The 15,717-nt window shown below is 70.8% G+C and carries 11 protein-coding genes; 8 read left to right on the plus strand and 3 right to left on the minus strand.

The features are described from left to right. Positions 1-4 precede the first annotated feature (4 nt). On the plus strand, positions 5-253 hold the full coding sequence (locus OG627_RS00725) for a hypothetical protein (RefSeq protein WP_329060341.1): 249 nt from the start codon (positions 5-7) through the stop codon (positions 251-253). A gap of 204 nt (positions 254-457) precedes the next feature. On the opposite strand, the gene OG627_RS00730 is transcribed toward OG627_RS00725, so the two are convergent. Beyond that, positions 458-3,319, minus strand: coding sequence for a glycoside hydrolase family 3 C-terminal domain-containing protein (locus tag OG627_RS00730; protein ID WP_329060344.1), 2,862 nt, complete (start codon positions 3,317-3,319; stop codon positions 458-460). Between the two features lie 455 nt (positions 3,320-3,774). On the opposite strand from OG627_RS00730, the gene OG627_RS00735 reads away from it, so the two are divergent. From OG627_RS00735 to OG627_RS00760, 6 genes are all read left to right on the plus strand, one after another. Further along, entirely contained in the window at positions 3,775-5,457 is a 1,683-nt protein-coding gene (locus OG627_RS00735; protein WP_329060346.1) for an extracellular solute-binding protein, read from the plus strand. Between the two features lie 4 nt (positions 5,458-5,461). Further along, positions 5,462-6,562 carry an ABC transporter permease gene (locus OG627_RS00740; protein ID WP_443073400.1) on the plus strand — a complete coding sequence of 367 codons (1,101 nt, stop codon included), beginning with the start codon at positions 5,462-5,464 and terminating at the stop codon, positions 6,560-6,562. A 5-nt stretch (positions 6,563-6,567) separates the two neighbouring features. Beyond that, positions 6,568-7,521: a carbohydrate ABC transporter permease gene (locus OG627_RS00745; protein ID WP_329072244.1), complete on the plus strand. Its 954-nt coding sequence runs from the start codon at positions 6,568-6,570 to the stop codon at positions 7,519-7,521. Between the two features lie 61 nt (positions 7,522-7,582). Continuing rightward, a complete protein-coding gene (locus OG627_RS00750) occupies positions 7,583-9,811 on the plus strand; it encodes a WD40/YVTN/BNR-like repeat-containing protein (protein WP_329060348.1) in 2,229 nt (742 codons plus the stop codon). Continuing rightward, positions 9,811-11,784: a beta-galactosidase gene (locus tag OG627_RS00755; protein ID WP_329060350.1), complete on the plus strand. Its 1,974-nt coding sequence runs from the start codon at positions 9,811-9,813 to the stop codon at positions 11,782-11,784. The genes OG627_RS00750 and OG627_RS00755 overlap by 1 nt, the downstream gene beginning before the upstream one ends. Before the next feature lie 46 nt (positions 11,785-11,830). Then, positions 11,831-12,538, plus strand: a complete 708-nt coding sequence (locus OG627_RS00760; RefSeq protein ID WP_329060352.1) for a glycoside hydrolase family 12 protein — start codon at positions 11,831-11,833, stop codon at positions 12,536-12,538. A gap of 14 nt (positions 12,539-12,552) precedes the next feature. Here the strand turns inward: OG627_RS00760 and OG627_RS00765 are convergent, their stop codons facing one another. Then, positions 12,553-13,575 (minus strand): LacI family DNA-binding transcriptional regulator, encoded by a 1,023-nt coding sequence (locus OG627_RS00765; protein ID WP_329060354.1) that lies wholly within the window; start codon positions 13,573-13,575, stop codon positions 12,553-12,555. A 220-nt stretch (positions 13,576-13,795) separates the two neighbouring features. After that, positions 13,796-14,995, minus strand: coding sequence for a cytochrome P450 (locus OG627_RS00770; RefSeq protein WP_329060356.1), 1,200 nt, complete (start codon positions 14,993-14,995; stop codon positions 13,796-13,798). Positions 14,996-15,186: 191 nt separating this feature from the next. On the opposite strand from OG627_RS00770, the gene OG627_RS00775 reads away from it, so the two are divergent. Further along, positions 15,187-15,714: a MarR family winged helix-turn-helix transcriptional regulator gene (locus OG627_RS00775; RefSeq protein WP_329060358.1), complete on the plus strand. Its 528-nt coding sequence runs from the start codon at positions 15,187-15,189 to the stop codon at positions 15,712-15,714. Positions 15,715-15,717: the final 3 nt, after the last annotated feature.

The following is a 15,717-nucleotide window of genomic DNA, read 5'->3' on the forward strand; positions in this document are numbered from 1 at the left end:
GCCGATGACCACGGGAACCATCCGGCTCACGGACCGGTCGCACACCGCGTTGCGTCCGGCCACCGCCGCCCGCGTCACCGGCGGATTCCGGGCGGAGCGGCGCGCGACCAACGCGCGGGTGAGCCCCGGGAACGAGGAACTCGCCTCCTCCGTATTGGAATTGACGGCGCTGCTCACCGCGGCCCAGGACGCCGACGGCTATCTCCGGACATCGCCCATCGGCTGGCCCAGGCCGTCACCTCGGACCGGGTGATCATGCTGGAGGCGGGACGGATCGTGGAGGAGGGACCGCACGACCGGCTGATCGCGGCGGGAGGCCGCTACGCCGCGCTCTGGGCCGCCTGGTCGAGCCCTACGTCGGAACAGACGGCGGAGACGGAGGCCGGGGAGACGGGGGCCGGGGAGACGGGGGCCGGGAGCGCCGGCACTCCCGGCCCCCGGCCCAGGACCTTCCTGATCAGGCCGGGAACTCCATCCGGGCCAGCCGTACGGAGCCGCTCAGCGCGACATGGAGATCGCGCACGCCGGAGAGATGGATGCCGGTCCGCAGGGTGGTGTAGTCGTACGGCCCGCCGTCGCCCGCCGGGATCTCGAAGGACGCCACCCGGGTGCCCCCGGGCAGCGAGAGCAGCACGGTCCCCGCGCCCGACACCTCGATCTCGGCGGCCAGGGCGCCGTCGCCGAAGTCGCAGTCGCGGAAGACCAGTCGGCCCGTCCCGCCGTCGGCGGTGACCGCGTCGCCCGTCACCTTCGTCAGGTCGACGATCGCGGTGCCGGACTGTTCGTCGTAGTCGGCGGCGGACAGCCCCTTCGCCAGGACGGGCCTGGCGCGCGGTTCGTTCCTCGGCAGGGTGAGTTCGGCGCTGCGGCGGATGTCCGCGCTGGAGGCCGCCGCCTCGAACACGTACGGCCCGCCGGGCACGGTCCACACCCCGTGCGCCACGTCGTGATGGCCGAGCGCGGCCGTGGGCACGGTCAGTTCGACCGTACGGGACTCCCCCGCGGCCAGCCGGACGCGCGCGTGCCCGGCGAGGCGGCGGTGCGGGACGCGGACCCGGGGGTCGGCCTCGCGCACGTACAGCTGCACCACCTCGTCGGCGGCGCGCGCGCCGGTGTTGGCGACGGTGATCCGGGCGCGCACGGCGGCGCCGTCGGGCCCGTCGGGCAGGTCCACCTCCAGGCCGTCGTAGGCGAAGGAGGCGTACGAGAGGCCGTGCCCGAAGGGGTAGAGCGGGGTGCCGTCGAAGTAGAGATAGGTCTGCCGCGACCCGATGATGTCGTAGTCGAGCAGCCCGGCCGGATCGGTGTCGTTCGCGTACCAGGTCTGCGGCAGCCGGCCCGCCGGGGACACGTCCCCGGCCAGCACGCCGGCGAGCGCGGTGCCCGCGGCCTGCCCGCCGTGCGCGGTCCACAGCAGCGCCGGGAGCGCGGCGTGCGCGTCGGGCACGGCGTACGGGTAGGACGAGGTGAGGACGAGCGCGGTGCGCGGATTGGCGGCGTGGGCGGCCCGCCACAGCCGGTCCTGGTGGTCCGGCAGGGCGAGCGTCTCGCGGTCCTCGGTCTCACGGCCCGCCAGATGCGGGTCGTTGCCCGCCACCACGACGACCACCTCGGCGTTCGCCGCCGCGCGGGCCACGGCTTCCTCGCCGCGCTCGACGACGACGATCTCGAACGGCTCCCCGTGCTCGGCAACCTTCAGTCCGTCCGCGGCGACTGACACGTACCGACCGGTTCCCAGGTGCAGAAGGAGGTGTCCCCGGTCATGAGGTTCGAGCCGGAAGGACTCCTGGACCACCCAGCCGCCGGGCTGGTCGGCGGCGGCCCGTACGTGGCCGTCCTCGGCGACCGACAGATAGCGGCCGCCGGGGGCACGCAGGGTGAGCAGCCCGTTTCCCCAGTCGATCAGGGCCAGTTCGCTCGCGGCGGCCGGGTCGTCCGTGCGGGTCAGCGGCGGCAGGTCGGTACGGCCCGCGAGGAGCGCCGGGTCGAGCGAACCCTCCCGCGCCGGGTCCCCGGCGGCCGCGTCCCCGGCCGGCTCCGGTACCCGGATCCAGTCGCCCTTCGCGGTCCTCAGCTTCACCCGGTCCACGCCCTCGGCGAAGGTGACCCGGTCGGCGCCGAACCGCTCGCGCACGCCGTCGAGCGGGGTGGAGCGGTGGATCAGGGTGCCGCTGTACCAGTCGAGTTTGCACTCGTCGGCGAGGAGTCCGACCACCGCGATCCGGCCGCCGGGAGCCAGCGGCAGCAGGCCGTCGTTCTTGAGCAGGACGACGGCCTGCTCGGCGGCCTCCCGGGCGAGCGCCCGGTGGCCGGGAGTGTCCCAGCCGCCGTCGGTCTTGATGTCGGCGTACGGGTCGAGTCCCGGATCGAACTCGCCGAGCGAGAAGCGGACGGCGAGCTGGCGCCGTACCGCCGTGTCGATGTCGTCCTCGCCGATCAGCCCCCGGGCCAGGGCGCCGCGGACCCGGCCGGTCATGACGGAGGAGTCGGTGCCGTGGTCGGTGAAGCTGTCCACGCCCGCGCGCAGGGACGCGGCGGTGGCCTCCTCGTGGGTGTCGAAGTACGCCTCGGAGTCGGTGAGGTTGCTGGGCGCGCCGGCGTCGGAGCAGACCAGCAGCTCCTGCTCCGTCCAGGTGCGCAGCTGCTCGCGCAGATAGGGGGAGAGATGGTTGGGGCGCCCGTTGACCAGGTTGTACGCGGGCATGACACCGGCCACGGCGCCCGCCTCGACGGCCGCGCGGAAGGCGAGCAGGTCGTACTCGTGCAGGACGCGGGCGCTGACCGAGGAGGACGAGGTGGACCGGTCGGTCTCGTTGTTGTGCGCGAGCCAGTGCTTGAGCACCGGCGCGGTGCGCCAGTAGTCGGGGTGGTCGCCGCGCAGGCCCCGGGTGTAGGCGACGGCGATGGCGGAGGTGAGGCCGGGGTCCTCCGCGTACCCCTCCTCGTTCCGTCCCCACAGGGGGTTGCGGAGCAGATTCACCGTGGGCGCCCAGACGTTGAGGCCGACCCGGTCGTCGCGGGTGCGCATGGCGCGGACCTCGGTGGACACCGCCTCGCCGATCCGGCGCACCAGCTCCTCGTTCCAGGTCGCGCCGAGTCCGACCGCCTGCGGGAAGACGGTGGCCGGCCCCATCCAGGCCACCCCGTGCAACGCCTCCTGTCCGGTGCGGAAGGCGGCGACACCGAGGCGTTCCACGGCGGGGGCGTACTGGTGGAGCATGGCGGTCTTCTCGTCGAGGGTCAGCCGCGCGAGCAGATCGTCGACACGCGCGCTGCGGGAGAGCCGCGGGTCGCGGAAGGGCGGCTGGTCTGCGGTCACGGGTCTTCCCCCTGGAGGAGTTGTGGCGGAGCCCGGGCGGGCTCCCGGGCGTCCGGGCCGGTGGAGGTGGCTCCCGCCGACCTTTCGAAGCGCTTCGATGCTCCGAGTCTCTTCCCCGGGTGTCAAGACATCCCGGGACACCAACACGGATCAGCCACGACCCGGCAATGCCGCTGTGTCTCCGCTGTGTTGGCCTGGTGCACACCGTCAGTAAGGAATCTTGGAATCGACTCTTGTGCCTCCGGAGGCGTTCATTTAACCTCGCAGCAACATCGAAGCGCTTCGACAGATCACGGCCGGTTCAGCGGTGGATGTTTCCCGTAACGCCCGCTCCAGATCAGTCGGTCAGGCCGGCGCCGTGACCGGCACTGGTTACGCCCGCTCCACGCATGACACCGCAGCGGACCGGCGGGCTCTCCCGCCGGTGTTCCCGCGCACCACGAAGGGTTGACGCAATGACGCCGAAGTCCTCCTCCGTCCCCAGCCGGAGAAGCTTCCTCGCCTCGACCGCGGTCGCCGCCGCGGCGGTGGCCGGCGGGGCACCGCTGCTCACCGCCTGCTCGGGCTCCTCGGAGAGCAACAGCAAGGGCGGCACCACCTCCGGCAAGGACGCCGGCAAGCTCCTGCCGGCCTTCGTGGCGCAGAACGTCGTCACCCCGGACATTCCGTCGAAGAACGGCTCCTCCGTCGGGTTCACCCAGCCGCTCAAGATGACCGACCTGAAGGCGTCGGTGCCCACCCCGCTCGGCAAGGGCGGCACGGTCAAGGTGATGGCACCGTTCTGGGGGTCGCCGCCGAAGAGCCAGAACCCGTACTACACGGCGATGAACAAGGCCATCGGCGCCGATATCGTCTTCCAGAACCAGGACGGCAACACCTACGACCAGAAGCTCGGCGCGGTGCTGGCCTCCAGCGAGATCCCCGACATGGTGGTGATCCCCGGCTGGAACCTGGGCGGCAAGATCCCGTCCGCGGTGATCAGCAAGTTCGCCGACCTCGGGCCGTACCTCTCCGGTGACAAGGTCAAGGAGTACCCGAACCTCGCGGCGATCCCCACCGACGCCTGGCAGCGGTCACTCTTCGGCGGCAAGCTGCTGGGCATCCCGATGCCGGCGGCATGGGTGCCGAACATCGTGCCGTACTACCGCAAGGACGTCTTCGACAAGGAGGGGTACACCCTGCCCACCTCGGCGGACGCGTTCCTGGCGCTGGCGAAGGAGATCACCGACGCCAAGGCCAAGCGCTGGGCGTGCGACGACATGAAGTGGACGGCGTTCAGCAGCTTCGGGGTGGCCTCCGGCCAGGAGAAGCCGCTCGGCTGGAACATGGTCGACGGTAAGCTGGTCTACCGGATCGAGACCGACGCGTATCTCGAAGCGCTGGAGTGGACCCGGAAGCTGTACGCGGCCGGGGTGGTCCACCCGGACGCCAAGGCGGGCAAAACCCAGGGCGACCCGGCGCTGCGCTTCACCTCCGGCGAGACCCTGATCTACAACCAGGACATCTCCCACTGGCACGCGAAGACCGCCGAGCAGGAAGCGCAGAACACCGGCGTGGTGATCTGGGGCATGGACATCTTCGGCCACGACGGCGGTGATCCGACGCTGTGGGCCGGGTCCCCCGCCGGCATCTGGTCGTTCATCAGCAAGAAGGCGCCCGAGTCGGTGGTCAGGGACGCGCTGGCCGCCGCCAATGTGACGGCCGCGCCGTACGGCACCAAGGAGTACATGCTCACGAACTACGGGGTGGAGGGGGTGCACTACACCCTCAAGGACGGGCTGCCCGTGAAGAACGAGAAGGGCAACAACGACGTCGTCAACGCGTATGTGATGCTCGACGGCCCGGCCCCCACCATCGCGCACCCCGACCTGCCCGAGGTCACCAAGGCGATGGTGCGGTGGCAGCAGCGGATGGGCGCCTTCACGAAGAAGTCGTCCTTCTACGGGCTGCAGATCGTCGAGCCGGCCCGCTACACCAATCTCGCCAACGACTTCGAGCAGTTGGAGGACGATGTGGTGCGCGGCCGGAAGAAGATCAGCGACATGCAGCAGGCCGTCAACGACTGGCGCAGCGGTGGCGGCGACAAGCTGCGCGACTGGTACCGCAAGCTGCTGGACGACAACGCGCCGCAGGGGTGACGGAGTGTCGCACAGTACCGCGCCCGGCACCGCCCGGACGCCCGACGACAAGAGCAACGAGGACAGCGGGAGCGACGGGAGCGACGACGGCTCCGTCGATGTCCGGGTCCCCCGGGCCCGCGCGGGCCGCGGTGCCGGTCCCGTGGCGGGCGGCGCGGCCGCCGCGGGAGTCACCGGCCGTGTGCCCCTGCGGGTGCGGCTGAGGCGGGACCGTGTCCTGATCCTGATGACCCTGCCGGTCGTGCTGCTCGTCCTGGTCTTCAACTACCTGCCGATCCTGGGCAATGTCGTCGCCTTCCAGGACTACGACCCGTACATCAGCGACAACGGCGTGGTCTCCATCCTCAATTCGCCCTGGGTGGGTGTGGAGCAGTTCCAGCGGCTCTTCGCGGACTCGGCGTTCTGGGACGCCGTGGCCAACACCCTGGTGCTGTTCATCATCCAGCTGGTGCTGTTCTTCCCGATCCCGATCCTGCTCGCGCTGGTCATCAACAGTGTGATCAGGCCCCGGGTGCGGGCCGTCGCGCAGGCCGTGCTCTATCTGCCGCACTTCTTCTCGTGGGTGCTGGTCATCACCGTCTTCCAGCAGATCTTCGGCGGCGCCGGCATCATCGCGCAGAACCTGCGGCAGCGCGGCTACGAGGGCTTCGACCTGATGACCGACCCGGAGGTCTTCAAGTTCCTGGTCACCTTCGAGGGCGTCTGGAAGGACGCGGGCTGGGGCATCATCGTCTTCCTGGCCGCGCTCACCTCCGTCAGCCCCGATCTGTACGAGGCCGCCGCCATGGACGGCGCGAACCGCTGGCGCCGGATGTGGCACGTCACCCTGCCCGCGCTGCGGCCGGTCATCGCCCTGCTGCTGGTGCTGCGCGTCGGCGACGCGCTCACCGTCGGCTTCGAGCAGATCCTGCTGCAACGGGACGCGGTGGGACCGGGCGCCGCCGAGGTCCTCGACACCTATGTGTGGTGGAACGGCGTGCGCAACCAGGACTTCAGTTACGCGGCGGCGGCCGGCATCGTCAAGGGCGTGGTCAGCCTCGGGCTGGTGCTCGCCGCCAACAAGATCGCCCATCTGATGGGTGAGCAGGGGGTGTACAAGAAGTGAGCACACTGACCACTCCCCCGGCGGAGCCGGCCGCGAACCCCCGGGCGGCGGTCCGCACCGGTCCGTGGGCGGCCGGTCCCCGGCCCGTGTGGGAGGAGGAACCCAGCAGGGCCGGACTCGCCGGCAAGGGCATCGTGCTGGCGGGCGCCTGTCTCGCCGTGCTCTTCCCGCTCTGGATCGTGCTGGTCACCAGCCTCTCCAGCAAGCAGACCATCCAGGAGGCGGGCGGCCTGGTGCTGATCCCGCGCGGGATCACGTTCATCGCGTACCAGGAGCTGCTCAGCGGCGGCCAGGTCACCCGCGCGGCGCTGATCAGTGTGGCGGTCACCCTGGTGGGCACGGCCTTCTCGATGACGGTGTCGGTGCTCGGCGCGTACGGGCTCTCCCGCTCCGGATCGCTCGGGCACCGCTGGATGCTGATGCTGCTGCTCGCCACGATGTTCTTCGGCGCCGGCCTGATCCCCACCTATCTGCTGGTGCAGACGCTGGGGCTGACCGACACCTATCTCGCGCTGATCCTGCCGAGCGCGGTGAGCATCTTCAACATCCTGGTGCTGCGCGGGTTCTTCATGGGAATCTCCGCCGAACTCACCGACAGCGCGCGCATCGACGGGGCGGGTGATCTGCGCATCCTGTGGACCATCGTGCTGCCGCTGTCGCGCGCGGTGATCGCGGTGATCACACTCTTCTACGCGGTGGGGTACTGGAGCGCGTGGTTCAACGCGTCCCTCTACCTCAGCGACCAGGACATGATGCCGCTGCAGAACGTCATGATCCAGCTCGTCCAGAAACAGGAGCCGCCGGTCGGTCTCGGCCAGGCGATCAGGGCGGGCGAACTCTCCCAGCTGGCCGTGCAGATGGCGGTGATGGTGATCGCGCTCCTCCCGGTCGCCGTGCTGTCGCCGTTCGTCCAGAAGCACTTCAAGAAAGGCATGCTCACCGGCGCAGTCAAGGGCTGACGAGGCCGGTGCCCCGCACGCACTCCCTCCCCCCGCTCCCCCCACGACGGAAGGTGACGTCATGTCCGACCCCTCCCACGGACCCAGCAGACGTACGGTCCTCACCACGGCCTCGGGGGCCGCCGCCGCGCTCGCCCTCACCTCCACCTCGGCCCCCGCCCTCGCCGCGCCGCGCGACCGGGCGGCGGACACCACGCGGCCCGGTGCCTCCGCCGCTGCCGCCGCGCAGGCGTACACCTGGCGCACGGCGGCCATCGGCGGCACCGGGTTCATCACCGGTGTGCTGTTCCATCCGGCGGTCAAGGGGCTCGCCTACGCCCGTACGGACATCGGCGGCGCCTACCGCTGGGACGACGGGGCGCAGCGCTGGACGGCGCTCACCGACCATCTCGGCTGGGACGACTACAACCTGCTCGGCGTCGAGGCCCTGGCCGTCGACCCGAACCAGCCGGACCGGCTCTATCTCGCGCTCGGCGCCTACGCGCAGTCCTGGGCGGGCAACGGCGCCGTGCTGCGCTCGAACGACCGGGGCGCGACCTGGAGCCGGACGGACCTCTCCGTGAAGCTCGGTGCCAACGAGGACGGGCGCGGCACGGGCGAACGGCTGCTGGTGTCCCCGCTCAGCGGTGACACCCTCTACCTCGGGACCCGGCACGACGGGCTGCTGAAGTCGACCGACCGGGGTGCCAGCTGGGCCTCGGCCCCGTTCCCCGCCTCCGTCAACGCGGGCGGCCAGGGGATCACGTTCCTGGTGGCCGCCGGGCGCGTGGTGTACGCGGGGTGGGGCGACGGCGGCAGCGCCCTCTACCGCACCACCGACGGGGTGAACTGGCAGGCGGTCCCCGGCCAGCCGTCCGGGGCGTCGGCGCAGGTGCCGATCCGCGCGGCCTACGACGCGGGCTCCGCCGCCCTGTACGTCACCTACGCCAACACCCCGGGCCCCAACAACCAGACCGACGGATCCGTCCGCAGGCTCGACACCGCCACCGGCGCCTGGACGGACGTGACTCCCGTCAAGCCGTCGGGCGGCGATCAGTTCGGCTACGGCGGTGTGGCCGTCGACGCCCGGGTCGCCGGTACGGTCGTGGTCTCCACCAACAACCGCTGGGGTCCGGTCGACACGCTCTACCGGTCCACCGACGGCGGACGCGTCTGGACCTCGCTCAAGGACTCCGCGACGCTGGACGTCCGGGAGACGCCGTATCTGAACTGGGGCGGCACCGCCAAGTTCGGCTGGTGGATCCAGGCCGTCGCGCTCGATCCGTACGACTCGAAGCACCTGGTGTTCGGGACCGGCGCGACCCTCTTCGGCACCCGCGACCTGGTGCGCTGGGCGCCGGAGATCCGCGGTCTGGAGGAGTCGGCGGTGCGCCAGCTCATCGCGCCGCCGTCCGGGGGCGCCCAACTCCTCAGCGGGCTGGGCGACATCGGCGTGATGTACCACGAGTCGCTGACCGCATCGCCGTCCCGTGGCATGGCCGCCAATCCGGTCTTCGGCTCGGCGACCGGGCTGGCCCTGGCCACGCTCAACCCGACGTACGTGGTGCGGGCGGGCTGGGGCGACGCGGGCAACGGGGCCTCCTCGACGGACGGCGGCCAGAGCTGGCGTCCTTTCGCCGCGCAGCCCGCCATCGCCTCCTCCGCGCCGGGACCGATCGCGGTGAGCGCCGACGGCGCGACACTGCTGTGGTCGTTCGTCCACTGGGACGGTACGAAGCACCCCGGGTTCCGCTCCACGAACGGCGGCGCGAGCTGGAGCGAGGTGACCACCTTCCCCAAGGGCGCGGTGCCCGTCGCCGATCCGGTGGACCCCCGGCGGTTCTACGCGTACGACACGGACGCGGGCGCCGTGCTGCGCTCCACGGACGGGGGCGCGACCTTCGTACGGGGCGCGAGCGGGCTGCCGGCCGGCGATGTGCAGTTCCGGATCGCGGCGGCCCCCGGCCGGACCGGCGATCTGTGGCTGTCGGCCAAGTGGAACGGGCTGTACCGGTCGACCGACGGCGGTACGTCCTTCACCAAGGTGACCAGTTGCTGGGGCTCGTACGCCCTGGGCTTCGGCAGAGCGGCCCCCGGCGCCTCGTATCCGGCGGTCTTCCAGACGGGCGCCACCGAGAACTTCGTCGGGGTCTACCGCTCCGACGACACCGGGGGCAGCTGGACCCGGATCAACGACGACTCCCGTCAGTGGGGGTGGACCGGCGAGACGATCACCGGTGACCCCCGGGTGTACGGCCGCGTCTACCTCGGCACCAACGGCCGGGGCATCCAGTACGGAGATCCCGCCTGATGTCCTCCCTGAACGACTCGACCCGCGGCCGGGTGCTCTTCGGCGGCGACTACAACCCCGAGCAGTGGCCGGAGGAGGTGTGGTCCGAGGACGTACGGCTGATGCGGGAGGCCGGTGTCAACTCCGTCACCCTGGGGGTCTTCTCCTGGGCGAAGATCGAACCACGCCCCGGCGCACGGGACTTCGGCTGGCTGGACCGGCTGATGGATCTCATGGAGCACGCCGGGATCGGGGTGCTGCTGGCCACTCCCACTGCCTCTCCGCCGCCGTGGATGGGCGCGCGCCATCCGGAGACCCTGCCGCGCGACGAGGACGGGCGCACGGTGTGGTGGGGCTCGCGGCAGCAGTTCTGCGCCAGCTCACCGGTCTACCGGGACTACGCGGCGGCGCTCACCGAGGATCTGGCGGAGCGCTACGCGGGCCATCCGGCGCTGCGGATGTGGCACATCAACAACGAGTACTGCACCCACTGCTGGTGCGACGAGACGGCCCGGCACTTCCGACGCTGGCTGCGGGCCCGGCACGGCGATCTCGACGCGCTCAACGAGTCGTGGGGCACGGCCTTCTGGAGCCAGCGCTACGACGACTGGGACGAGATCATCCCGCCGCGCCGCGCGCAGTACATGAAGAACCCGGGGCAGGTGCTGGACTTCCGGCGCTTCACCTCGGACGCGCTGCTGGAGTGTTTCACTGCGGAGCGCGACATCGTGCTGCGGCACACTCCTGACACCCCGGTGACCAGCAACTTCATGCCGCTCTGGTCGGGTCAGGACGCCTGGCGGTGGGCCGAGGAGGAGGATGTCGTCTCCGTCGACATCTATCCGGATCCGCGGGACCCGCTCGGCGGTCAGTACAACGCGATGGTCGGCGACATGACCCGCTCGCAGGCGCGCGGCCCGTGGGTGCTGATGGAGCAGGCCGCCGGTCCGGTGAACTGGCGGGGTGTCAACCATCCCAAGCCGCCGGGGCTGAACCGCCTGTGGTCGCTCCAGTCGGTGGCCAGGGGCGCCGACGCGGTGTGCTACTTCCAGTGGCGCCAGTCCCGTCAGGGCGCGGAGAAGTTCCACTCCGGAATGCTGACCCACGCGGGCGAGCAGGGCCGCACCTTCCGGGAGATCAAGCGGCTCGGCGCCGATCTCGACCGGCTCGGACCGTATGTGACGGGCACTCAGGTGAAGAGCGAGATCGCCGTCCTGCACGACTGGGACTCCTGGTGGGCGGACCAGCAGGACGGCCGGCCCTCGGCGCGGCTCGACTACACCGAGGTCATGCGCGCCTGGCACCGGGCCCTGTGGGAGTCGAACCTGCCGGCCGCCTTCGCCCGTCCCGACCACGATCTGAGCGGGTACCGGCTGGTCGTGGTGCCGCACCTGTATCTGCTCGGCGACGCGGCGATCGACAATCTGGCCGGGTACGTGCGGGGCGGCGGCACCCTGGTCTCCGGCTTCCTGACCGGGGTCGCCGATGAGGACGACCGGGTGCGGCCGGGCGGGATGGACGTACGGCTGCGCGAACTCTTCGGCATCGGCACGGTCCACGAGTGGTGGCCGCTCGACGCCGACGAGAGCGTGGAGTGCGACGGTTTCCGCGCCACCCTGTGGTCGGAGGAGCTGGAGCTGTCGACGGGCGAGGCCGTCGCCTCCTACCGCAGCGGGGAGCTGGCTGGCTTCCCGGCGGTGGTACGGGCGGGACGCGCCTGGTACGTCTCGACGCTGCCGGAGCCCGAGGCCCTGCGGGGTCTGCTCGCCCGGATCGCGGACGGCGCGGGGGTGACGCCCGCGCTGGAGGGGCTGCCGTCCGGGGTGGAGGCCGTACGCCGCGGCGACCTGCTCTTCCTGCTCAACCACGGCGCGAAGGCCGTCGCCTTCCCGGTCGCCGGTGACCATCACGATGTGCTCGCCGGCCGTCCGGTGGACGGTCCGGTGGAACTGGAGCGCCACGGCGTGGCCGTCCTGCGGGAGGCCACGCCCTGAACAGAGCCGCACCATCCCCCCACGAATCCCCCATGGAAGGGACGCCATGAAACTCCGCACCCCGGGCAAGCTGCTGCTCGCCCCCGTGGCCGCGTTCGCCGCACTCGTCGGCTTCGCCGCCGCGCCCGCCCAGGCCGCCATCTGGTCCTCGTCGGACCAGTGGGGCAACTACACCACCTCCGACGGCTACATCCTCTACAACAACATCTGGGGTTCGGGCGCGGGCTCGCAGTCCATCTGGGCCAACTCCTCCTCGAACTGGGGAGTGTGGGCCAACCACCCGAACACCGGCGGCATCAAGTCCTACCCCAACGCCAAGAAGATCGTGAACAAGCCGCTCAACTCGCTGACTTCCCTCAAGAGCGGCTACAACGTGACCGTACCGTCGTCGGGCGCGTACAACACGTCGTACGACATCTGGGACACCAACTACAACTACGAGATCATGCTCTGGGTGAACTACCGCGGAGCGGTCGGTCCGCTCGGCACCTCGCAGGGGAACCTGACGCTGGGCGGTCACACCTGGACCGTCTACAAGGGGAGCAACGGCTCCAACGAGGTCTTCTCGTTCCTGCGCACCTCGAACTCCACCTCGGGAACGGTCGACGTGCTGCCGATCCTGAAGTGGATCAAGGACACCAAGGGCTGGTGGGGCAATGTGACCGTCGGTGACGTCCAGTTCGGGTACGAGATCACCTCGTCCTCCGGCGGTCTGGACTTCACGACCAACAGCTTCTCGGTGTCGAGCAGCTGACGGGGCATCACCGGCTACAGCGGGTTCCCGGGCACGGCCCGGGGGCCCGCGCTCTCCCGTACGGTCAGCTCGGGCTTGATCAGCACGACCTCGTCCGCGCCGCGTCCCGCGAGCTTGGCGACCACCTGTTCGACGGCGTGCCGCCCCATCTCCTGGGCGGGAACGGCGACGGAGGTGAGGGGGACCGAGGCGTGGACGGCCACCTGGTCGGGACAGATGGCGACCACCGAGACGTCCTCGGGCACGGCCCTGCGGTGCTGGCGCAACAGGGCGAGCAGCGGGTCGGTGGCGGCCTCGTTCTGTACGACGAAGGCGGTGGTGCCGGGGCGTTCGTCGAAGATCCGGCCGACGGTGGCGGAGACGGCCGCGTAGCTGCCCTCGCAGGGGCGGTGCAGCAGTCTGAGTCCGAGTTCGCCGCTGCGTTCGCGCAGTCCGCTCAGGGTGCGTTCGGCGAAGCCGGTGAGCCGTTCGTAGACGCCGGGCGCCTCGCCGATGACCGCGATCTCGCGGTGGCCGAGCCCGGCCAGATGCTCCGCGCACAGCGCGCCGGCGGCGGCGAAGTCGAGGTCCACGCAGCTCAGCCCGGTGGTGTCGGCGGGCAGTCCGATGAGGACGGCGGGCCGCTGAGCCTCGCGCAGCAGGGGCAGCCGGTCGTCGTGCAGCTCCACGTCCATGAGGATCATCGCGTCGGCCAGCGCGCTGCCCTCGATGCGGCGGACGGCGGTGGGGCCTTCCTCGCCGGTCAGCAGCAGGACGTCGTATCCGAAGGTGCGGGCGGTGGTGGCGACCGCGATGGCGATCTCCATCATCACCGGTACGTACATGTCGGTCCGCAGGGGCACCATGAGCGCGATGATGTTGGACCGGCTGCTGGCCAGGGCGCGGGCCCCGGCGTTGGGGTGGTAGCCGAGCTGTTCGATACTGCGCTCGACCCGCTCCCGTGTGGTGGCGGAGATGGACCGCTTGCCGCTGAGGACATAACTCACCGTGCTGGCGGAGACTCCGGCATGCTGAGCTACATCGGCGAGGGTGACCATACAGCTCTCCAAAGCGGGCCTTGTGGGGTGAAGCGCTTCGACGCACCGGCCTCCGAGCGTAATGTCCCGCGCTGTGACCTGTCCATAGTCGGATCGAAGCGCTTCGACTCCGGCTGAATCCTCGTGTGCGGCCCGGACATACGTGAGGAGGCCGCGGCTCGGGAGCCGCGGCCTCATCACATCACGCCCTGCGGGAGGTTCCGTTACGGAGCCGGTGCGCTCACCAGGCGACCGGGAGCCCGTGGACCCCGTACACGATCATGTCGGTACGGAAGCGGATGTCCTCGAACGGCACCGCGAGCCGCAGCCCCGGCAGCCTGCGGAGCACGGCCTCCAGGGCGACCTGGAGTTCCAGCCGCGCCAGCGGCTGGCCCAGGCACTGGTGCACGCCGAAGCCGAAGGCGATGTGGCGGCGCGCGTCGCGCCCCACGTCGAGGCCGTCGCCGGACGGGAAGACCTCCTCGTCGCGGTTGGCGGTGTTGAGCAGGCACAGCACGCCCTCGCCGGCGCGGATGGTCCGGCCGCCTACGGTGACGTCCTCGGTGGCGGTCCTGGCGAGTCCGTTGTGGACGATGCTCAGATAGCGCAGCAGCTCCTCGACCGCGCCCTTGATCAGGGAGGGGTCGTCGCGCAGCAGGGCGAGCTGGTCGGGGCGGCGCAGCAGGGCCAGCACGGACAGCGCGGTCATGTTGGCGGTCGTCTCGTGGCCGGCGACGAGCAGCAGGAAGCCCATGCCGGCCACCTCCTCGACGCTCAGTTCGCCGCGCTCCATCAGCCGGCTGATGATGCCGTCGTCGGGACTGCTCCGCTTCAGCTTCGCCAGATCGGTCAGATACTGGCTCACCTCTCCCTGGGCGGCGGCCAGTGCCTCGGGCGACGAGCGGACGTTCAGCAGGACGGCGCTGCGGCTCTGGAAGAACTCGTGGTCCTCGTAGGGCACTCCGAGCAGCCGGCAGATCACCAGGGAGGGCAGTGGCAGCGCGAACTCGCCGACCAGATCGGCGGTGCGGCCGGTGGCGGTCATCCGGTCCAGCAGGTCGTCGGTGATGCGCCGGACATCCGGGCGCATCGACTCGACCTTCTTGACCATGAATTCGGCGGTGAGCATTCGGCGCATCCTGGCGTGGCCCGGGTCGTCCATGCCGATGAAGCTCGGCCTGCCCCTGGGAAGCCTCTTGCGCGCGGCGCTGAGGAAGGGGAAGCCGGGCCGCCGGGCATCGGCGCTGAACCGCCGGTCGCCCAGCACCGTTCTGACGTCCTCGTGACGGGTGATCAGCCAGCACGGGGAGTCGTCCCACAGCTGTACGCGGGTGACGGGGGACTCCTCGCGGGCCCGTTCGTAGGCGGGCGGCGGATCGAAGGGGCAGCCGCCCCGGGAGGCGGGCGCGGTGAGCTGCGGAGTGTGTTCGGTGACGGTCACGGGGGGGTCTCCTTCGCGCGCGGAGCGGACCTGGATTACCTGGATTACTTTGACAAAAGCAATTAACGCACGGTCACGCTAACGCCCACCGGCGGTGAGCGAAAGGGGTACGGCAGGGAAGGTCCAGGTTGTCCGGATGCGGTCCATGACACACCCGCACCCTTGCGCGGCGATGCCGCTAGAGTTCCCCCATGCCGGACGCCACCAGTCACTCCACGCCGGATGCCGCCACGGTTCAGGAACCCACCGCCGCACTGGAACACACGCTGACCTCGCTGTCCTATCTGCTCACCCGCGCCCAGGCGCACGGCGAACAGATCTCCAGGGCCGGGGTCAACGCGCACCGCTCGGACGTCTATCTGCTGTTCGCGCTCGACCAGCGGGAAGGCGTCTGCCGGGTCGGTGACCTCGCGACCGGGCTCATGGTCGAGCCCTCGCACGTCACCCGGCAGATCGACCGGCTCCAGTCACAGGGGCTGGTCGAGCGCACCACCGACCCGCTCGACGGCCGGGCGCGCCGGGTGGCGATCACGGAGTCCGGTACGGCGCTGCTGACCCGGCTCCGGCTGGCCAACAGGGCCAGTCTCCAGCAGGCGTTGCACGGTTTCGCGGAGGCGGACATCACCACCACCGTCACCGTGCTGCGGCAGCTCGTGGACGGCTACGCCCGCCGGATGCGCGCGTCCGGCTCCGGGCACGCCGACTCACCGGCCGACTGACAC

The sequence above is a fragment of the Streptomyces sp. NBC_01429 genome (genome assembly GCF_036231945.1).
Taxonomy (GTDB): domain Bacteria; phylum Actinomycetota; class Actinomycetes; order Streptomycetales; family Streptomycetaceae; genus Streptomyces.